A 22,394-nucleotide genomic window follows, 5' to 3' on the forward strand; every position below is an offset into this window, starting at 1 on the left:
CTTAAAAAATTCCTAATTAAGAAATTAAAGCCTGGCTCACTATTGAGCCAGACAAGCTAAATCATATTACAGCGCGAGCTGAAATTATTGTATCTGCAACCTGCTTAGAGGCTTCAGCGTACTTCAAAAACTCCATAGAGTAAGAAGCACGACCTTGTGTCGCAGATCGTAAAGCAGTTGCATAACCAAACATTTCCGACAGAGGAACTTGCGCATTAACTTGCTTAAGTCCACCTATTGCGTCTTCCATACCTTCGATCATGCCGCGGCGACGGTTTAAGTCACCCACTACATCACCCATGTTTGCTTCAGGAGTGAGTACTTCAACCTTCATTACTGGTTCTAAAAGTGCAGGGTTCGCTTGTAGCGCCCCGTTTTTCATTGCCAGTGAACCTGCTATCTTAAATGCCATTTCATTCGAGTCAACATCATGGAATGAACCATCATATAACGTCGCTTTAACGCCAAGTAATGGGTAGCCTGCCAGTACACCTTGAGCCATTTGCTCTTGGATACCTTTGTCTACCGCAGGGATGTATTCTTTCGGTACTGAACCACCTACGGTTTCGTTAACGAACTCGTATATTGGTGCTTCATCATCCGAAATATCCATCGGTTCAAGTTTAAGCCAGACGTGACCATATTGACCACGACCACCTGATTGACGTACAAACTTTCCTTCAACTTCAACAGAAGAACGAATAGCTTCTCGGTATGCTACCTGCGGCTTACCAACGTTACATTCAACACTGAATTCACGTTTCATACGGTCGACAATGATATCTAGGTGAAGTTCACCCATGCCAGAAATAATAGTCTGGCCTGATTCTTCGTCAGTTTGTACACGAAAAGAAGGATCTTCGGCAGCTAGTTTACCTAGCGCGATACCCATCTTATCTTGGTCAGCGATTGTGCGAGGCTCAACCGCAACAGAGATAACTGGTTCAGGGAATTCCATACGCTCAAGCGTAATAATAGAATTCGGATCACACAGTGTTTCACCTGTTGTTACGTCTTTAAGACCAATAGCCGCCGCGATATCGCCTGCGTAGACTTCTTTGATCTCTTCACGTGAGTTTGAATGCATCTGTACGATACGGCCAAGGCGCTCACGCTTACTTTTTACTGGATTATATACCGCATCACCCTGTTTAACAGTACCAGAGTAAACGCGGAAAAAGGTCAAGGTGCCAACGAACGGGTCTGTTGCAATTTTAAAAGCAAGTGCAGCAAACGGTGCGTTATCATCAGCTGGACGTTCTTCCTCGGTATCATTTTCTAATATACCTTGGATTTGTTTCACTTGTGTTGGTGCCGGCATGTACTCAACAACGCCATCAAGCACAGCTTGAACGCCTTTGTTTTTAAATGCACTACCACACGTCATTGGAACAATTTCGTTCGCTAATGTTCGTTGGCGTAAAGCAGCTTTAATTTCTGCTTCAGTTAGCTCTTCACCTTCTAAGTATTTATCCATTAGTTCTTCAGTGGCTTCAGCTGCACTTTCAACTAAATGAGAGTGCCATTCTTCTGCCAAATCCTGAAGTTCTGTAGGAATTGCCTCATAAGTGAAAGTCATTCCCTGATCCGCTTCGGTCCAGTTAATCGCTTTCATTTTTATAAGGTCAATCACACCTTTAAAGTCGTCTTCAGCACCAATAGGTAGCTGAATAGGAACAGGCGTTGCTCCTAGACGAGATTTCACCTGGCTAACAACCGTTAAGAAGTCAGCGCCCGTGCGATCCATTTTATTTACGAAGATCATTCTCGGAACTTCGTATTTGTTCGCTTGGCGCCAAACTGTCTCAGTTTGCGGCTGCACACCTGATGAAGCACAAAGAACAACGACCGCACCATCGAGTACACGTAAAGAACGTTCTACTTCAATAGTGAAATCTACGTGTCCTGGAGTATCAATAATATTGATACGATGAGCGTCAAATTGAGCGTCCATCCCTTTCCAGAAACACGTTGTTGCAGCAGAAGTGATCGTGATACCACGCTCTTGTTCCTGCTCCATCCAATCCATAGTTGCAGCACCATCATGCACCTCACCGATCTTATGAGAAAGACCCGTGTAAAACAGAACACGTTCTGTTGTGGTGGTTTTACCTGCATCTACGTGAGCAACTATACCGATATTGCGGTAGCGCTCAAGTGGAGTTGTACGTGCCATATGATCCTCTTAAAGGTTAAGGACAGATTACCAACGGTAATGAGCGAATGCTTTATTCGCTTCAGCCATACGGTGAACGTCTTCACGTTTCTTAACCGCAGTGCCTTTATTATCAGCAGCGTCAACGATTTCTTGAGCTAAACGTAAGCCCATAGATTTTTCGCCACGCTTACGTGCAGCGTCTACTAACCAACGCATACCTAATGCGTTGCGACGTACTGGACGTACTTCAACTGGTACTTGATACGTAGAACCACCAACACGGCGAGATTTAACCTCTACCTGTGGGCGAATGTTATCAAGTGCAGACTCAAAGATTTCAAGGTGCGACTTGCCTGATTTCTCAGCAGCCACGTCTAGCGCACCATAAACGATTTTTTCAGCAGTAGATTTCTTGCCGTCTAACATTACGATGTTAACGAATTTAGCAAGAAGTTCCGATCCGAACTTAGGATCTGGAAGAATTTTACGTTGACCTATTACGCGTCTTCTAGGCATTTTGTATCTCCGGTTTATTCAGGTTTGTTCTTTTAGAACAATCACCCAAAACAATAATTAAAAATATTTAGTGCTTGGCCTTACTAACGGAATACAACTACCCTTTAGGGCGTTTTGCACCGTATTTAGAACGAGCTTTACGACGGTCATTAACGCCTGCACAGTCAAGTGCACCACGTACAGTGTGAAAACGCACACCTGGTAAATCTTTAACACGACCACCACGGATTAGGATTACACTGTGTTCTTGAAGGTTATGACCTTCACCACCGATGTATGAAGTTACTTCGAAACCGTTAGTTAAACGTACACGAGCTACTTTACGTAACGCTGAGTTTGGTTTCTTAGGTGTAGTTGTATATACGCGAGTACATACACCACGCTTTTGCGGACACGCTTTAAGCGCAGCTGAGTTACTTTTAGTAACCTTGCTACGACGTGGCTTACGCACTAGCTGGTTAATAGTTGCCATTTAAATAGCTCCTGAAATTAAAATTACTACTGAAAAAATAAAAAATCCGCCCTTTTTACAAGCTCGTAACATACGTGCAAGTAAATGGGTGGCGGAATTTTAATGAGCAAAGTTTAACCTGTCAACATAAACCGAACACAAGGGAGAAGATATCTCCCTTGTATTTTATTAATCTATTGATTAATAAAGGTTTATTGATTTCCAGATAAATCTGCGTTTAAAGCGTCTGTTAATGCTTGAGTTGCCTCTTCTGCACTTACAGTTTGCTCTTCAACAACATTACCTTGCTTACGGCGAGCCATACGGTCTTGATGATACGCAAAACCGGTACCGGCTGGGATCAATCGACCCACAATTACGTTTTCTTTCAGACCACGTAGCTCATCACTCTTACCACTCACTGCGGCTTCAGTCAGAACACGAGTTGTTTCCTGGAACGAAGCTGCCGAGATGAACGACTCTGTTGCTAGTGATGCTTTAGTGATACCCATTAACTGGATTTCAAACTTAGCTGGGATCTTACCTTGTTTTTCAAGGTCGCGGTTTGCGATATTAACGCGAGCTACTTCAATTTGCTCACCGGCTAAGAACTCAGAATCACCGCCGTCCATGATGATACATTTACGTAGCATCTGACGAATAATTGTTTCAATGTGCTTATCATTGATCTTAACGCCTTGCAAACGGTAAACCTCTTGCACTTCGTTAACGATGTAATTAGCAACATGAGTCACACCACGTAGGCGTAAGATGTCATGTGGTGATTCTGGACCATCGGCGATAACCTCACCTTTAGACACTTGCTCACCTTCAAACACGTTAAGTTGACGCCACTTAGGAATCATTTCTTCGTAATGATCGCCTTCAGCTGGAGTAATAACTAAACGTTTCTTACCTTTAGTCTCTTTACCGAAGCTAATAGTACCTGTGATTTCAGCTAAGATAGCTGGATCTTTAGGCTTACGTGCTTCAAATAAGTCGGCTACGCGTGGTAGACCACCCGTGATATCACGAGTTTTCGAACCTTCTTGCGGAATACGTGCTAGAACGTCACCAGGGTTTGCTGTAACACCATCAGTTACTTCAATCGTTGTGAATGAAGGTAGACGAGTTTCTTGCAAGCCACGCTCTTCACTTTCGATAATAAGCTTTGGTTCTTTCGTATTTACTTTAGCAAGGTCTTTAACAACTACACGGGTTAAACCGGTTAGTTCATCAGTCTGTGCTTCTGTATTTGAGTCGTCGATGTCACTAAATGTGATCTTAGACTTATGCTCAAGAACGATTGGGTGACTATGCGGGTCCCAAGTAGCAACGATGTCGTTACCTTGAACTTCAGCATTATCTTGCACTGTTAATACCGCACCGTAAGGTACTTTATAACGCTCTTTTTCACGACCGAAGCTATCAATGATAGTGATTTCAGTTGAACGTGAGGTAATAACAATTTTACCGTCGGTATTAAGTACATACTTAGCGTTGTGTAACTTTAAAGTACCGTCAGTTTTAACTTGTACATTGTTTTCTGCAGATGCTCTTGATGCCGCACCACCGATGTGGAATGTACGCATCGTAAGCTGTGTACCTGGCTCACCGATTGACTGTGCCGCGATAACACCCACTGATTCACCTGCGTTGATGATATGACCACGTGCAAGGTCACGACCATAACACTTAGCACATACACCAAAATCGTTATCACATGTGATAACTGAACGTACGCGAACTTCGTCTACTGAATGCTCTTCTAAAAGGTCACACAGTTTTTCATCTAACATCACGTTACGTTCTACTAATACTGTATCAGTATTAGGAATAACAACAGGTTCAGCAACTACACGACCAAGAACACGTTCACGAAGTGCTTCTACAACATCACCACCTTCAATAAGCGGTTTCATTGTTAAGCCATCTTCTGTGCCACAGTCGTCTTCGTTAATTACCAAATCTTGTGCAACGTCTACTAGACGACGCGTTAAGTAACCCGAGTTTGCTGTTTTAAGTGCTGTATCGGCAAGACCTTTACGCGCACCATGCGTTGAGATGAAGTACTGAAGTACACTTAAGCCTTCACGGAAGTTAGCGGTGATTGGCGTCTCGATGATTGAACCATCTGGACGTGCCATTAGACCACGCATACCTGCTAGCTGACGGATCTGAGCGGCACTACCACGAGCACCAGAGTCTGCCATCATAAACACTGAGTTAAATGATGGTTGCTCTTCTTCTTCACCTTTGGCGTTGATAACCGTGTCTTTTGACAAGTTGGCCATCATTTCACGTGATAAGTTTTCATTTACACGTGACCAGATATCGATAACTTTGTTGTACTTTTCACCAGCCGTTACAAGACCTGATTGGAATTGTTGGTTGATTTCAGTAACTTCAGCTTCTGCTGCATCAATGATTTGTGCTTTAACTGGTGGGATAACTAAGTCATCAATACCAATCGAAACACCTGACTTCATTGCATAGTGGAAACCGGTGTACATAACTTGGTCAGCAAATACAACGGTATCTTTTAGACCTAGACGACGGTAACACTCATTTAATAAGCCAGAAATCTGCTTTTTACCTAATGCTTGGTTGATTGACTCAAACGGCATGCCTTTTGGTAAAATTAGCGACAGAATTGCACGACCTACAGTTGTATCGATGATAGTAATAGTATCTTCTACTACACCGTCTTCGTTTTTAACTGATTGGCTAATACGAACTTTTACGCGAGCGTGAAGTTCTGCATTACCACTACGGTATGCTTTTTCTGCTTCTTTAGGATCTTTAAATACAATGCCTTCGCCTTTCGCATTAATGCGATCGCGAGTCATGTAGTAAAGACCTAATACAACATCCTGTGAAGGAACGATGATTGGCTCACCATTCGCTGGAGATAGAATGTTGTTTGTAGACATCATTAGTGCACGCGCTTCTAACTGCGCTTCGATAGTTAACGGTACGTGTACCGCCATTTGGTCACCATCGAAATCGGCGTTGTATGCCGCACATACTAATGGATGAAGGTGAATTGCTTTACCTTCAATCAAAACAGGTTCAAACGCTTGGATACCCAAACGGTGAAGTGTTGGTGCACGGTTTAATAATACTGGATGTTCACGAATTACTTCATCTAGTACATCCCATACTTCTGCTACTTCACGCTCAACCATTTTCTTAGCTGCTTTGATTGTCGTAGCCATGCCGCGACGCTCTAATTTGCCATAGATAAATGGTTTAAATAACTCAAGTGCCATCTTCTTAGGAAGACCACATTGATGAAGTTTAAGAGTAGGACCTACTGTAATTACAGAACGACCTGAGTAATCAACACGCTTACCAAGTAAGTTCTGACGGAAACGACCTTGCTTACCCTTGATCATATCAGCAAGAGATTTAAGCGGACGCTTGTTAGAACCTGTAATTGCACGACCACGACGACCGTTATCAAGTAGCGCATCAACCGCTTCTTGTAACATACGTTTTTCGTTGCGTACGATAATATCTGGTGCTGCTAAGTCTAATAAACGCTTAAGACGGTTATTACGGTTAATAACACGACGATAAAGGTCATTTAGATCAGATGTCGCAAAACGACCACCATCAAGTGGTACTAACGGTCGTAAGTCTGGTGGCAATACCGGTAGTACTGTCATGATCATCCACTCAGGGTTATTACCTGATTGGTGGAATGCTTCCATTAACTTAAGACGTTTAGTAATCTTTTTACGTTTTGTTTCAGAGTTAATTGTTGGTAACTCTTCACGCATCTCAGCAATTAATTGGCCAAGATCAAGTTCACGAAGCAAGTCTAAAACTGCCTCTGCACCCATCTTCGCTTCAAACTCATCACCGTGCTCTTCAAGTGAATCTAGGTATTCTTCTTCGCCTAGTAATTGACCACGCTCAAGCGTTGTCATACCAGGTTCAGTTACTACGAATGATTCGAAGTAAAGAACACGTTCAATATCACGAAGCGTCATATCTAGCATTAAGCCGATACGTGACGGTAATGATTTTAAAAACCATATATGCGCAACTGGGCTTGCCAGTTCAATGTGACCCATTCTGTCACGACGCACTTTAGTGAGTGTTACTTCAACACCACACTTCTCACAGATAACACCACGGTGTTTAAGGCGTTTATATTTACCACATAAACACTCATAATCTTTCACTGGGCCGAAAATACGGGCACAGAATAAGCCGTCGCGCTCAGGCTTGAAAGTACGGTAGTTAATTGTCTCAGGTTTCTTTACTTCACCGTATGACCATGAACGAACCATGTCTGGTGAAGCAAGACCAATGCGAATTGCATCGAATTCTTCGGTCTTATTTTGTTGCTTCAGAAACTTAAGTAAGTCTTTCACCTTAGCTCTCCTGTCGGAGTTAATCTCGAGGGCGGATAACATCGCCCCTACATTCTATTCAGCCTAAATGATGCTGCAGTATTTACTGCAGCATCTAATTGGCTTAATTTTCTTCTAGCTCGATATTGATACCCAATGAGCGGATTTCTTTGAGCAATACGTTGAACGATTCTGGCATACCAGGTTCCATTTTATGGTTACCATCAACGATGTTTTTATACATCTTAGTACGACCGTTCACGTCATCCGATTTCACTGTTAACATTTCTTGTAACGTGTAAGCGGCACCGTATGCTTCTAGTGCCCATACTTCCATCTCACCGAAACGCTGACCACCGAACTGTGCTTTACCACCCAGCGGCTGCTGAGTAACAAGGCTGTATGAACCCGTTGAACGCGCATGCATTTTATCATCAACTAAGTGATTCAGTTTTAGCATGTACATGTAACCAACGGTTACTTGACGTTCAAATTCATCACCAGTACGACCATCATAAAGTGTAACCTGACCACTTCTTGGGTATCCACCTAGCTCAAGCATGTCTTTGATTTCGCTTTCTTTCGCGCCATCAAATGCAGGAGTAGCGATTGGTAAACCACCTTTTAAGTTCACGGCTAAACGACGTATTTCGTCATCAGAGAAGCTAGCAATATCTACTTTTTGACGACAATCGCCGATTTCGTAAGCTTGCTTGATGAATTCACGTAGCTCATGAAGCTCACGTTGCTCTTTCATCATTTCTTCTAAGCGCTCACCAATACCGCGTGCAGCTAGACCCATATGTGTTTCAAGGATCTGACCGATATTCATTCGCGATGGTACACCTAGTGGATTCAATACGATATCAACCGTACGACCTTTGTCATCGTATGGCATATCTTCTACTGGTACGATAGTCGAGATAACACCTTTGTTACCGTGACGACCCGCCATTTTATCACCCGGTTGGATACGACGTTTAACAGCTAAGTATACTTTAACAATTTTAAGTACACCTGGTGCTAGGTCATCCCCTTGAGTAATTTTACGACGTTTATTTTCAAACTTCTTATCGTATTCAGCTTTAAGCTCATCGTATTGTGCAGCTAACTGCTCAAGCTCTGCTTGCTGAGATTCTTCAGCTAAACTTTGCGTCAGTAGTTTTTCAGCATTTAGTGATGACAATTTATCTTCATCAAAGCCCGCTGCTATTAATAGCTTACGAGCACGCTCTAAAACGCCAGCTTCTAAAATACGGAACTCTTCATTGAAGTCTTTCTTCGCTTCGCGAAGCTGCATGTCTTCAACTTCTAACGCACGCTTATCTTTTTCAACACCATCACGGGTGAAAACTTGTACGTCGATTACAGTACCAGTTACAGAGTTTGGTACACGTAAAGAGCTGTCTTTAACATCAGACGCTTTTTCGCCGAAGATAGCACGCAGTAGCTTTTCTTCTGGTGTTAATTGCGTCTCGCCTTTAGGAGTCACTTTACCTACTAGGATATCGCCGCCTTTAACTTCAGCACCAATATAAACAACGCCTGATTCATCAAGCTTGCCTAGCGCAGACTCACCCACATTAGGGATATCTGCAGTGATCTCTTCAGGACCTAATTTAGTATCACGGGCAACACACTGTAGTTCTTGAATATGGATAGTCGTTAAACGATCTTCTTCAACTACGCGCTCAGATAGTAAGATTGAATCCTCGAAGTTATAACCGTTCCATGGCATGAATGCCACACGAAGGTTTTGACCAAGGGCTAAATCACCTAAGTCAGTCGAAGGACCATCTGCTAACACATCACCACGAGTAACCGGTTCACCAACCATACAAGTTGGTTTTTGGTTAATACATGTATTTTGGTTAGAGCGTGTGTATTTGGTTAAGTTGTATATGTCGATGCCCGCTTCACCTGGAACGCGTTCTTCTTCATGTACATTAACAACGATGCGACTTGCGTCGGCATACATTACTTCACCACCACGTTTTGCAACAATCGTTACACCAGAGTCTTTCGCTAGTGTTAACTCAATACCGGTACCTACTAACGGCTTATCCGCTTTCAATGTTGGTACTGCTTGACGTTGCATGTTTGAACCCATCAGTGCGCGGTTAGCATCATCGTGTTCAAGGAACGGGATAAGTGCTGCTGCTACAGAGATCACCTGTTGTGGTGATACATCCATATACTGTTGGTCCATACGACCCATAAAGGTTGATTCACCTTTGTGACGACATGGAATAAGTTCATCAACAAATTCATTGCTTTCAGATAAGTTTGCATTCGCCTGCGCGATAACGAACTGACCTTCTTCAATCGCTGATAAGTAATCAACATCATCGGTTACAACACCATCTACTACCTTACGGTATGGTGTTTCTAAGAAACCATAGTCATTTGTACGTGCGTACGTAGACAATGAGTTAATTAGACCGATGTTTGGACCCTCTGGCGTTTCGATTGGACAAACACGACCATAGTGAGTTACGTGAACATCACGTACTTCAAAGCCTGCACGCTCACGTGTTAAACCACCCGGACCTAATGCAGAAATACGACGCTTATGCGTTACTTCTGAAAGCGGGTTATTTTGGTCCATGAACTGTGATAACTGAGACGAGCCAAAGAATTCTTTAACGGCTGCCGAAATAGGCTTAGCGTTAATAAGATCTTGTGGCATGATCGCGTCAAGGTCACCTAAGCTTAAACGCTCACGTACAGCACGCTCAACACGTACTAGACCAACACGGAATTGGTTCTCAGCCATTTCGCCAACACTACGTATACGACGGTTGCCTAAGTGGTCAATATCATCAACATCGCCTTGACCGTTACGAATGGCAATTAATACCTTCATAACCGCTACGATATCTTCTTTGCTTAATGTGCCTGGGCCTGTATCGGTATCGTAACCAACACGGCTATTGAACTTCATACGACCTACAGTTGATAAGTCGTAACGTTCTTCTGAGAAGAACAAGTTTTCAAATAAGGCTTCAGCTGCGTCTTTCGTCGGTGGCTCGCCTGGGCGCATCATGCGATAAATTTCTACTAATGCTTCTAAACGGTTGCTAGACGAGTCAATATTTAATGTATTTGACATGTAAGCGCCGCTGTCCACTTCATTGATATATAACGTATCAAATTGAGTGTGACCTGCTTTAACCAATTCAGCCATCAATTCAAGTGATAGCTCTTCATTTGCGCTTGCAATAACTTCACCAGTTGATTCATCAACATAGTTCTTCGCTAATACACGGCCAATGATGTACTCATGTGGTACTTCTAATTGACTAATGCCTTTTTTCTCGATGCTCTTGATGTGACGAGCCGTAATACGACGCCCGCTTTCAACAAGTACTTCGCCTTCGTTATCTTTAATATCGAAAGCGGCTGTTTCACCACGTAAACGTGAAGGCACAAGTTCCATAAGAACTTTACCGTCAGTTACTTCAAACGTAGTGTTTTCGAAGAACATTTCTAAAATTTCTTCGCTCGAGAATTCTAATGCGCGTAAAATGATAGACGCCGGTAATTTACGACGACGGTCAATACGTACATATAGATTATCTTTTGCATCAAACTCGAAGTCTAACCACGAACCACGGTAAGGAATAACACGTGCATTATAAAGCACCTTACCAGAAGAGTGGGTTTTACCGCGGTCGTTATCAAAGAATACACCAGGGCTACGGTGTAGCTGAGAAACGATAACACGCTCTGTACCATTGATAACAAAGGTACCGGTATCTGTCATGAGCGGAATTTCGCCCATGTAAACTTCTTGCTCTTTAATGTCTTTAACTGTGCCTGGAGCTTCTTTGTCCATAACAACAAGACGCAGTTTCACGCGAAGTGGAGCAGAATAAGTCACACCGCGAATTTGACATTCTTTTACATCAAATACTGGCTCACCAATACGATAACTTACGTATTGAAGCTCAGAATTTCCCGAGTAGCTTTTTATAGGGAACACAGAACGGAAGGCTGCTTCCAAACCGTGATCGCCATCAGCGTCAGGGACTAAGAATTTTTTAAACGAATCTAACTGCGTCGACAGTAAGAAAGGTATATCCAAAACTTGTGGACGTTTACCAAAATCCTTACGGATACGTTTCTTTTCAGAATAAGAGTAAGCCATGGGGTTCCTCAGCTTGCTGATCTTTGACCCGACCTGTTCTTGTAAGAACAGACTTAACTGGCATCTAAGCCATTTTTACAACATTCAATTGTTGTTCTAACCTTTTCCGCCTAAACAACACTAGCAAACTATAAAGCGTTGAAAGTAAAGAAAAAATCAGATTTTATTTGCGCTAAAGGAATACAAAACGCTATAGCGCAAAAAGGCCGGTGATTAAATAATCACCAGCCCTTGCCTGATTTCTCAGGCAGCGAACTTAGCAAAAGCTAAATTACTTAACCTCAACTTCAGCACCAGCTTCAGTAAGGTCTTTTGCAAGTGCTTCAGCTTCTTCTTTAGATACACCTTCTTTGATAGGTGTAGGAGCAGCTTCAACTAGAGCTTTAGCTTCTTTAAGGCCAAGGCCTGTAGCGCTACGAACAGCTTTGATTGCAGCAACCTTGTTAGCGCCAGCGCCAGTAAGGATTACGTCAAATTCTGTTTTCTCTTCAGCAGCTTCAGCAGCAGGACCTGCTACCATAGCAGCTGCAGCAGTTACGCCGAATTTTTCTTCCATTGCTTCAACAAGAGCAACAACGTCCATTACTGACATTTCAGCAATTGCGTCAAGGATTTGGTCTTTAGTTACAGACATTACAAATTTCCTAATAATTAACGGACTCTAGGTCCAAATAAATTTACACCGAAAGGGAGGTTAAACAGCTTAAAATTAAGCAGCTTGCTCTTCTTTCTGTACACGTACTGCTTCAATTGTTTTACACAACTTGCCAGCAGACGCTTCTTTCATAGCGCTCATTAAGCGTGCAACAGCTTCATCGTATGTAGGTAATGTAGCTAGCATTGCTGCATCTACAATATTTCCTTCAAAAGCGGCCGTTTTAACTTCGAATTTCTCATTCTTTTTCGCGAAATCTGAAAAGATACGCGCAGCAGCACCTGGGTGCTCTGATGAGAAAGCGATTAAGCTTGGACCAACTAACGAATCAGATAGACATTCAAAATCAGTACCTTCAACAGCACGTTTTGCTAAAGTGTTACGGACAACTTTCATCCAAACACCCGCTTCACGAGCTTCTTTACGAAGGGCAGTGATTGCGCCTACTGTTACACCACGAGAATCTGCAACAACTGCAGAAAGAGCACCATTGGCTGCTTCGTTGACTTCAGCAACAATTGCTTTTTTGCCTTGAAGATTTAAAGCCATGGGTGTTACTCCTGGTTTAATGGGGTCACCGACAATTCGGTTTCCCTGTTCTACTCTACCCCATCAAAAATCGATGGAGATGCTTTTTACGGCGAGAGCCAGAAGATTAGGAAAATCTATCTGGGGATTCACACCGTCTACGTAGGTAAACATTAAGGCCGAAGCCGCCTACGGTCTTGGACGGAAGCCCAATTTATCGCATTTCCCTTAAAAAGGAGTGCGAAATTATGGACTTCAACCCGAATTCTTTATTTGCTGATTAATAATCAACAAAATAGCGCGAAATTATAGTATAAATTTCACGCCATGTAAACACTAAATTAAGCTACAACTGTGCTTAAAGTGTTTTGGTCAACAGCAACACCTGCGCCCATTGTTGTAGAGATAGTTACTTTCTTTAAGTAAACACCTTTAGCTTGAGAAGGTTTAGCCTTCTTAAGCGCAACAATTAGAGCTTCAAGGTTTTGTTGAAGTTGCTCAGCAGTGAAATCAACCTTACCAATAGTAGTATGGATGATACCATTTTTGTCATTACGGTAACGTACTTGACCTGCTTTCGCGTTTTTAACTGCATCTGCAACATTAGGTGTTACAGTACCAGTTTTAGGGTTTGGCATTAGACCACGTGGACCTAAGATTTGACCTAGTTGACCAACAACACGCATAGCGTCTGGTGATGCAACAACAACGTCAAAGTTCATCTCGCCTTTCTTAACTTGTTCAGCAAGATCTTCCATACCTACTAACTCAGCACCGGCTTCTTTTGCAGCTTCTGCATTAGCGCCCTGTGTGAATACAGCAACACGAACGTCACGACCAGTACCGTTTGGTAGTACAGTTGCACCACGAACGTTTTGATCAGATTTACGAGCATCGATACCAAGGTTAACAGCAACGTCAACACTTTCTACGAATTTAGCTGTCGCTAACTCTTTTAAAAGAGCAACTGCTTCATTGATTTCGTAATCTTTAGTTACTTCCACTTTTTCGCGGATAGTACGCATACGCTTAGTTAATTTAGCCATTTCTTAGTCCTCTACGTTCAAGCCCATCGCACGCGCAGAACCTGCGATAGTGCGAACCGCTGCGTCCATATCGGCAGCTGTAAGGTCAGTTCGTTTTGTCTCAACAATCTCTTCAAGTTGAGCACGAGTTACTGTGCCTACTTTTTCAGTGTTAGGACGGCCTGAGCCTGACTTGATACCAGCAGCTTTCTTAAGTAAGTAAGCAGCAGGTGGCGTTTTCATATCGAACGTAAATGAACGGTCACCGTAAACAGAGATCACTACAGGAACTGGAGCGCCTTTTTCGATAGACTCTGTACGTGCGTTAAACGCTTTACAGAATTCCATGATGTTTACACCGTGTTGACCTAGTGCAGGACCTACTGGAGGACTAGGATTAGCCATACCAGCGGCAACTTGTAGCTTGATTACAGCTTCAACTTTTTTAGCCATTATAAATACCTCATTTGGTGGGTCTTAGCCTTGTGCGCGCGAGGACGCGTACTCTAACGGCTTCCCAGTTTAAAAATTGGTTTCGTACTTTTTATATTTAAAGAATATCCTTAAACATAAAAAGGCCGCTGATTATAAGTTAATCAGCGGCCTTTTTCAAGCTTCATGCCAAAACTTTAAAAAATTTTAGCAAAACTTATTTTTTCAATTACTTATCTTGTTCAACTTGACCAAATTCAAGTTCAACTGGTGTAGAGCGACCAAAAATAAGTACCGATACTTTTACGCGGCTCTTTTCATAGTCAACTTCTTCAACCACACCACTAAAGTCAGCAAATGGACCATCAATAACACGCACAACTTCACCTGGCTCAAATAATGTTGCCGGCTTAGGTGCTTCAGCGTTTTCTTGTAAACGATTAAGAATACGGTCTGCTTCTTTTGTGCTGATTGGAGCAGGACGATCTGATGTACCACCGATAAAGCCCATAACACGTTCAGTGCTATTTACTAAATGCCAGCTTGCATCATTCATATCCATTTGTACTAGCACATAACCTGGGAAGAATTTACGCTCAGATTTACGCTTTTGACCAGCACGCATCTCAACAACTTCTTCAGTAGGGACTAATACTTCACCAAAGAACTCTTCAAGTCCTTCAATTTTGATATGCTCTGAAAGCGTTTGTGCTACACGTTTTTCGTAACCTGAAAACGCTTGTACTACATACCAACGTAATTTAATTTCTTTGTTCTCATCCGACATGGGATCAGATCTCCAATCCAGTTAAAAAGCCTACAGCGCGGAATAATATGCCATCTAATCCCCAAAGGATAAGTGCCATAATCACTGTTGCAACCATTACTATTAATGTTGTGTGGGTCGTTTCTTGACGCGTAGGCCAAATCACTTTACGCACTTCAATACGGGCTTCTTTTGCAAAAGTAAGGAAATCACGACCTTTAGCAGTTTGTGATGCAATACCTAAACCTGCGGCAATTGCAACTACAACGCCGATAGCACGAAGTAATACAGATTGATCTGCAAACATGTGATTACCAACAACTGCGCCTGCAAGTAGTACTACAACTACTAACCACTTTACCGATTCCATCGCACTCGATGGCGTTTCTACACTCGTGCTCATAATATTTTATTACCTTAACTACAGACACAACAACCCTGATAAAACAGGGTTAATCCATTAAAATCTAAACTTAAAAACAGACTTATTTAAACCGATTTTTAATCCCAGACTTTATTCAACTTGTGAATAAAATGGCAGGGGCGGAGAGATTCGAACTCCCAACCGTCGGTTTTGGAGACCGCTGTTCTACCAATTGGAACTACGCCCCTGCAAAGTGGATGCCTATTATACTTACGCAAATCATTAACACAAGTGTAAAAGATACCCACATTGAAAATTGTTAACCTGTATTATGCTAATTCAGTTTATCAATTAAGCACAACGCAATGATTTTTTATTATTTGCAGGTTATACCTGTACATTATTTAAACGCACAACTGCTTGTACACATCATCAAGTAAACTCGACGCACCAAATCGAAATGTCTCTGCCTGTAAATAGTCTTCACCCATAATTTTATTGCCTAAAGCTAAGTATTCACTCGCATCAGCGACTGTTTTAACGCCGCCAGCAGCTTTAAATCCGACACTTTTATTAGTTTTATTAATTGTTTTTAAGATATAACTCGCGCTTTGAAGTGTCGCGTTAATGGCCACTTTACCGGTACTTGTTTTTACAAAGTCTGCCCCACCTTCAATAGCAAGCTCAGTTGCTCGAGTAATCAAGGCTTCGGTTTGTAATATGCCGCTTTCAATAATGACCTTTAATGTAGCTTTCTCTGCACATACCTTTTTACTTTCACGTACGTACTCTAAAACGCTTTGTTCATCGCCATTTAAAAGTGCCTTATAAGGAATGACTAAATCTATTTCATCAGCCCCTCTTTCGATCGCAATCAGTGTTTCGTTAATAACGTGACTTAACGAATCATCCCCTGTGGGAAAGTTTGTAACCGTAGCAACATTAACTTGGCTCAAACCTCTCGCTGCTAATGCAATTTTCGCATGGGCTACAAATTGGCTAAACACACAGATTGCCGCTGGAGTCCCTAATTGCGGCTCAATACTCGCAACTAAAGATTCAATTGAATGACTTGTATCATCGTTATTTAAGCTAGTTAAATCCATTAACGCGACTGCTAATTGTGCAAAATTTGACATATAAGGTCCTTGAAATTGCCTATTTGAATTCTCTCTATATCAGATATAGTAACAAATTTACGCTATCTCGCTATAGCTCATAACCAAACACTATAAGCGATGTATTGCTTTAAAGTTTGTATCTAGGTCAACTAAACCAAGGCTTAGGACAAAATACACCACCATATATAACGTTTGGTTATATAAACTTGGTTTTAATTATTTTTTACTTATCGGCAGTCACTATACTCTGCCTGTCTAGTAAAATGTTTTCTTACTTACAGAATCTGTTTAGGGGTATTAACAACGTGCAATATTTACCAATATTTACCAAACTCGACAATAAGCCTGTATTGGTTGTTGGCGGTGGAGATGTTGCTTTAAGAAAATGCCGAGCATTTTTAAAGGCGCGTGCTAATGTCACTTTAGTTGCGCCTGAGTTTTGTGATGAATTATTAACCCTTGCTAAAGAAGGTGAGGTGACCCTCATCCACGATTATTTTAACGAGCAACATTTAAATACCATGATGCTCGTAATTGCCGCAACAGATTTAGATGAAGTAAATAACACGGTATTTGAACTTGCCAACGCACGTAATATATTTGTGAATGTGGTTGATGACCAACCTAAATGTACTTTTATATTTCCCTCAATTGTTGATCGCGATCCTATTACTATCGCTATTTCTAGCGCCGGCACAGCTCCAGTACTTGCAAGGCGGTTACGCGAAAAACTTGAAACCCTAATACCCCAACATATTGGTCCTTTAGCAACCCTGGTTGGTGACTTTCGCCACAAAGTAAAACAACGCTTTAAGCACTTTGCCGATCGCCGTCAGTTTTGGGAAGGCGTATTCGACTCATCGGTTGTCAGCAAAGTACAAACTGGCAACACCCAAGCAGCACAAGAACAATTAGAAAAAATGCTTGATGCCAAAGCCGAACCTGAAGGCGAAGTGTATGTTGTCGGTGCAGGTCCGGGTGATCCGGAGTTGCTGACTTTAAAAGCATTACAATTAATGCAGCAAGCCGATGTGGTTGTGTATGACTACTTAGTATCTGATGAAATTATGGATTTAGTTCGCCGTGATGCCGATTTAGTCTGTGTTGGTAAACGTTTGGGTAATCATAGTGTCGCCCAACAAGACACAAACCAAATGCTTGTTGATTTTGCCAAGCAAGGCAAAAAGGTATGTCGTATTAAAGGCGGAGATCCCTTTATTTATGGTCGTGGTGGCGAAGAAGTACAAGTGCTTGCAGCAAATAATATCAATTACCAAATTGTACCCGGGATAACTGCCGCTGCTGGATGTAGTGCTTATGCTGGGATTCCGCTGACACATCGAGATCACGCACAAGCCATACAGTTTGTAACAGGGCATTGTAAAAAAGATGGCAATGAGCTTGATTGGCAATCGCTTGCTAAACCTAATCAAACCCTTGCTATTTATATGGGGGTGATTAAGTCGCCACAGATACAAGCCGAGCTTTTAAAACATGGCCGAGAAACGAATACACCGGTTGCCATTATTGAAAATGGTACTCGTAAAAACCAACGAGTGATCACCGGTCACCTTGGCGAACTTGCCGAACTAATAGAGCGTAATAATGTGGTATCACCCGCATTACTTATTATCGGAGAAGTCGCCGCCCTGCACTCGCAATTAGCCTGGTTTGGGCAAACAGCACAAACAAGCAGCTTTGCTCAACCACTAACCGATGTGTAACACAAATATATTTTAACTTTTAATCATTTTAGTAGGACGATTAACAATGGCTTTAACCCACCTTCAGCAACTTGAAGCTGAGAGTATCAAAATCATGCGCGAAGTCGCCGCTGAGTTTGAAAATCCGGTCATGCTTTACTCAATTGGTAAAGATTCATCGGTACTTTTGCACTTAGCGCGTAAAGCGTTTTACCCAGGCAAAATTCCATTTCCGTTATTGCATGTTGATACCGACTGGAAATTTCGTGAAATGATTGAATTTCGTGACAACATCGCCAAAGAATATGGCTTTGATTTACTGGTACACAAAAACCCTGAAGGCATAGAAATGGGTGTAGGCCCTTTCACTCATGGTTCAGGTAAACATACCGACATTATGAAAACACAAGGTCTAAAGCAAGCTTTAGATAAATATGGTTTTGATGCTGCCTTTGGTGGTGCACGTCGTGACGAAGAAAAATCACGTGCCAAAGAGCGTGTTTATTCATTTCGAGATAAACATCACAGATGGGATCCTAAAAACCAACGCCCAGAGCTGTGGAATACTTATAACAGCCAAGTAAACCCTGGCGAGAGTATTCGTGTATTCCCATTATCAAACTGGACTGAACTTGATATATGGCAATACATTTACCAAGAAAACATCGCGATGGTACCGCTTTACTTTGCTAAAGAGCGCCCTGTTGTTGAGCGTGATGGTACTTTAATTATGGTAGACGATGAACGTATGCCACTTAATGAAGGCGAAGTACCACAAATGAAATCTGTACGTTTTCGTACCTTAGGTTGTTACCCACTAACGGGTGCAGTTGAATCAAATGCAGGTACCTTAACCGAAATTATCGAAGAAATGCTGCTATCCACCTCATCTGAGCGTGAAGGTCGAGTTATTGACCACGATTCAGCAGGCTCAATGGAGAAGAAAAAACGTGAGGGGTACTTCTAATGTCTAACCAAAATAACGATACAATTAACGAAGTAAAAGAAATTGGGATAGATGCATACCTAGCACGTCAGCAAGATAAAAGCTTATTACGCATGTTAACTTGTGGCAGTGTAGATGATGGTAAATCAACACTGATTGGGCGTTTACTGCATGACAGTCACCAAATATATGAAGATCAACTTGCTGCGTTACACAAAGACAACGAAAAAGTGGGTAACGCAGGCGAAGAGCTCGATTTAGCATTACTTGTAGATGGTTTACAAGCAGAGCGCGAGCAAGGGATCACCATTGATGTAGCTTACCGTTATTTTTCAACAGCAAAGCGTAAGTTTATTATTGCTGACACACCAGGGCATGAGCAGTATACCCGTAACATGGTGACCGGTGCGTCAACCAGTGATGTCGCTATTATTTTGGTAGATGCGCGCTATGGTGTACAAGTCCAAACTAAACGTCATAGCTTTATTTGTGACTCGCTAGGTATTACACAGTTTGTTGTTGCCATTAATAAAATGGATATCGTCGATTTTGATGAAACCGTTTACGAAAAAATTAAAGCCGATTACCTTAAATTTGCTGAACAATTAAACGTATCAAATATTAAATTTGTACCGATGTCGGCACTTAAGGGTGATAACGTGGTAACACGCTCTGCACATACGCCTTATTACACTGATAAACCGCTACTTGAGTTATTAGAAGATTCGCCTGCTGCACAAACTGATACCGGTTTTGAAGCGCGATTACCTGTGCAATATGTGGTTCGTCCTAACTTAAACTTTCGTGGTTTTCAAGGCACACTAACTTCTGGCACACTGCAAGTGGGTGATGCCATAAAAGTACTGCCCTCGGGTAAAGCCTCTCATATCAAAGAAATTGTGACCTTTGATGGCAATTTACAAAGTGCTGAAGCCGGCCAAGCAATTACGGTTACCCTTGATAGTGAAATAGATATTAGTCGTGGTGATGTTATTGTGCCTGCAAGTTCAACGGCATTGGTTACTAATCAAATACAAGCAAAAATTGTATGGATGCACGAGGCACCATTAGTGTTAGGCAAAAGCTATAACATTAAGCTAGGCAGCAAAAACACTTCTGCTATCGTTAAAAATATCAATCACACTATTGATGTTAATACCCTTGAGCATGGCAGCGCCGATGCACTTGAGCTTAACGAAATAGCGATTGTAACGCTTGAGTTAACCGAAACGATTTTAGCCGATGAGTACCACAATAATCACGAAACGGGTTCGTTTATCCTTATCGACCGTTTATCTAACTTAACCGTTGCTGCGGGCATGATAGAGCAGGTACTGCAATCTCAAGCACAACAAAGCAACTTTAGTGAGTTTGAAGTTGAGTTTAATAGCCTTGTTCGTAAGCACTTTCCACATTGGCAAGCGCTTGATATTTCAAAGCTATAATAGTGACAATGTCTGTTAAGGGTTTGCAAGCATGATCGAACAGCTGATTTTAACAGGCATTATGCTTACTCTTGTCGGGTGCCTTTTTGGTACCCGTATCAACCCGGCTTGGTTATTTGTCAGTGCCATTGGTACTAGCTATTTAGCCGGGCTGATTGATTTAGAAAACATGTTAGTTAACTATACTAACCCATCACTCATTACCTTAGTGCTTTTGATTTTAGTGTCGATCGCAATAGAAAAAACCACTTTAATTCAAACGTTATCACAGTCGTTAGCAAAGGGTAGCTTAGTAAAATCAGTGACTAAGCTTGGCCTTTCCACAGCTTTTTTATCTTCGTTTACTAATAATACAGCCGTTGTAGCATCTCTGATCAGTGCCATTAAAGAAAACCCCAATCACTCACCTTCAAAGTTATTATTGCCTTTATCGTACAGCGCTATTTTAGGTGGTACCATTACCTTAATTGGCACATCGACTAACTTAATTGTTAATGGCTTTGCGGTTGATGCTGGCATGGCCCCTCTGGGCTTTTTTGACTTTACTTTAGTGGGGTTAGGGGCGCTTAGTGTGGGCCTTATTACTATTTTAGTCATGTTAAAATATTTACCTGATAACGGAAAAAGCAGCCAAGAAGTCGTGCCTTTTTATCTTGAAGGAAAAGTACAAGCACAGTCAAAGCTGATAGGGCGTACCGTTGAAGAAAATGCACTACGTGAACTTAAAGATTTATTTTTAGCTGAAATTATCCGTGGTACAGAGCGTATTTCAGCAGTAACACCACAAACCGTCATTCAGCAAGACGACGTATTACTGTTTGTAGGTGATATAAAATCGGTTCCATTACTCGCTCGCTTTGATGGTTTAAAAGTTGTTCACGACAAACACCAAAAAGACATTGAGCATTTAGTTGAAGTGGTAATGAGCCAATCATCTAAATACATTGGAAAAACAGTTAAAGAGATACGCTTTAGAGAGCAATTTCATGCCGCCGTTATTGCCATTCGTCGCGGACACGATCGCTTACAAGGGGGACTTGGACAAGTTAAGCTCCAAGCTGGCGATTCCCTTATACTCGCCCCAGGTAAGCGTTTTTATAATCTACCGAATTTAAAGCGTGAATTTGTATATATTTCGGGGTTAGATTTACAAACTCACCTTGCGCCAAAACAATCAAATATCGTATTACTTAGCTTTGCTGCTGTACTTGGTTTAAGCATTGCAGGCATAGTCCCTTTAGTAAAAGGGCTGTTAGTGTTATTAATTGGCTTACTATTTAGCGGTACAATCAAGCTAACCGAAGTTAAACGTCGCTTTCCAATAGAGTTACTTGCTGTTGTAGGCAGTGCTATTGGCTTAGCGAAACTGATGATTGGCACCGGTTTAGCTGGACAAATATCTGACGCTTTATTTGTTGTGCTCGGTGACTTTGGTCCTTATGGTGCTTTTATTGCGATATTTTTATTAACCGTGGCATTTACTGAACTGATTACGAATAACGCCGCCGCGGCATTGTCGTTCCCGGTTGCTTATGCGCTTGCTATTGGTTTTAACGTAGACCCTCTGCCATTTATTATGGCGGTTGCTTTTGGAGCATCAGCCAGCTTTATATCACCTTTTGGTTATCAAACTAATTTAATGGTATATAGCGCTGGTAATTATCGTTTAAAAGATTACATAGTGATGGGCTTGCCCCTTTCTATTATTTATTCAATCACGGTATTAACCTTGATCCCACTGGTATTTCCCTTTAAATGACAGCGAAATAG

The 22,394-nt window shown here is 41.9% G+C and carries 16 protein-coding genes and 1 tRNA gene; 4 read left to right on the plus strand and 13 right to left on the minus strand.

The features are described from left to right. Positions 1-61: 61 nt before the first annotated feature. From fusA to deoC, 13 genes are all read right to left on the minus strand, one after another. Positions 62-2,176: an elongation factor G gene (gene fusA / locus J8L70_RS15325; RefSeq protein WP_211056451.1), complete on the minus strand. Its 2,115-nt coding sequence runs from the start codon at positions 2,174-2,176 to the stop codon at positions 62-64. Positions 2,177-2,203: 27 nt separating this feature from the next. Then, complete coding sequence (gene rpsG / locus J8L70_RS15330) at positions 2,204-2,674, minus strand: 30S ribosomal protein S7 (protein ID WP_004588211.1); 471 nt, start codon at positions 2,672-2,674, stop codon at positions 2,204-2,206. Between the two features lie 97 nt (positions 2,675-2,771). Further along, the gene (gene rpsL / locus J8L70_RS15335) at positions 2,772-3,146 is read right to left on the minus strand and encodes a 30S ribosomal protein S12 (RefSeq protein WP_211056452.1); all 375 of its coding nucleotides are present in this window, start codon (positions 3,144-3,146) and stop codon (positions 2,772-2,774) included. 191 nt (positions 3,147-3,337) lie between these two features. Next, positions 3,338-7,510, minus strand: coding sequence for a DNA-directed RNA polymerase subunit beta' (gene rpoC, locus J8L70_RS15340; protein WP_211056453.1), 4,173 nt, complete (start codon positions 7,508-7,510; stop codon positions 3,338-3,340). Positions 7,511-7,613: 103 nt separating this feature from the next. Continuing rightward, a complete protein-coding gene (gene rpoB / locus J8L70_RS15345) occupies positions 7,614-11,639 on the minus strand; it encodes a DNA-directed RNA polymerase subunit beta (protein ID WP_211056454.1) in 4,026 nt (1,341 codons plus the stop codon). 271 nt (positions 11,640-11,910) lie between these two features. Continuing rightward, positions 11,911-12,273, minus strand: a complete 363-nt coding sequence (gene rplL, locus J8L70_RS15350) for a 50S ribosomal protein L7/L12 (protein ID WP_211056455.1) — start codon at positions 12,271-12,273, stop codon at positions 11,911-11,913. A gap of 75 nt (positions 12,274-12,348) precedes the next feature. Next, entirely contained in the window at positions 12,349-12,843 is a 495-nt protein-coding gene (gene rplJ, locus J8L70_RS15355; protein ID WP_211056456.1) for a 50S ribosomal protein L10, read from the minus strand. 320 nt (positions 12,844-13,163) lie between these two features. Further along, the gene (gene rplA, locus J8L70_RS15360; RefSeq protein ID WP_211056457.1) at positions 13,164-13,868 is read right to left on the minus strand and encodes a 50S ribosomal protein L1; all 705 of its coding nucleotides are present in this window, start codon (positions 13,866-13,868) and stop codon (positions 13,164-13,166) included. A gap of 3 nt (positions 13,869-13,871) precedes the next feature. Beyond that, positions 13,872-14,300 (minus strand): 50S ribosomal protein L11, encoded by a 429-nt coding sequence (gene rplK / locus J8L70_RS15365; protein ID WP_211056458.1) that lies wholly within the window; start codon positions 14,298-14,300, stop codon positions 13,872-13,874. Positions 14,301-14,508: 208 nt separating this feature from the next. Continuing rightward, positions 14,509-15,066: a transcription termination/antitermination protein NusG gene (gene nusG / locus J8L70_RS15370; protein ID WP_211056459.1), complete on the minus strand. Its 558-nt coding sequence runs from the start codon at positions 15,064-15,066 to the stop codon at positions 14,509-14,511. A 4-nt stretch (positions 15,067-15,070) separates the two neighbouring features. Next, entirely contained in the window at positions 15,071-15,448 is a 378-nt protein-coding gene (gene secE / locus J8L70_RS15375; protein WP_211056460.1) for a preprotein translocase subunit SecE, read from the minus strand. A gap of 132 nt (positions 15,449-15,580) precedes the next feature. Next, positions 15,581-15,657, minus strand: a tRNA-Trp gene (locus J8L70_RS15380). A 156-nt stretch (positions 15,658-15,813) separates the two neighbouring features. Continuing rightward, positions 15,814-16,548, minus strand: coding sequence for a deoxyribose-phosphate aldolase (gene deoC, locus J8L70_RS15385; RefSeq protein WP_211056461.1), 735 nt, complete (start codon positions 16,546-16,548; stop codon positions 15,814-15,816). Between the two features lie 287 nt (positions 16,549-16,835). Here deoC and cysG point away from each other — a divergent pair, with 287 nt between their 5' ends. Genes cysG through J8L70_RS15405 form a run of 4 tightly spaced genes read left to right on the plus strand, consistent with a single transcriptional unit; the run spans position 16,836 to position 22,383 of the window. After that, the gene (gene cysG, locus J8L70_RS15390) at positions 16,836-18,254 is read left to right on the plus strand and encodes a siroheme synthase CysG (protein ID WP_211056462.1); all 1,419 of its coding nucleotides are present in this window, start codon (positions 16,836-16,838) and stop codon (positions 18,252-18,254) included. Between the two features lie 46 nt (positions 18,255-18,300). Further along, positions 18,301-19,200, plus strand: a complete 900-nt coding sequence (gene cysD / locus J8L70_RS15395) for a sulfate adenylyltransferase subunit CysD (protein WP_211056463.1) — start codon at positions 18,301-18,303, stop codon at positions 19,198-19,200. Continuing rightward, positions 19,200-20,624, plus strand: coding sequence for a sulfate adenylyltransferase subunit CysN (cysN, locus tag J8L70_RS15400; protein ID WP_211056464.1), 1,425 nt, complete (start codon positions 19,200-19,202; stop codon positions 20,622-20,624). Before cysD ends, cysN begins: the two co-directional genes overlap by 1 nt. A gap of 31 nt (positions 20,625-20,655) precedes the next feature. After that, positions 20,656-22,383, plus strand: a complete 1,728-nt coding sequence (locus J8L70_RS15405) for an SLC13 family permease (RefSeq protein ID WP_211056465.1) — start codon at positions 20,656-20,658, stop codon at positions 22,381-22,383. The last annotated feature ends 11 nt before the right edge of the window (positions 22,384-22,394 follow it).

This window comes from Pseudoalteromonas sp. MMG010 (genome assembly GCF_018100905.1).
In the GTDB taxonomy this organism is placed as follows: Bacteria; Pseudomonadota; Gammaproteobacteria; order Enterobacterales; family Alteromonadaceae; genus Pseudoalteromonas.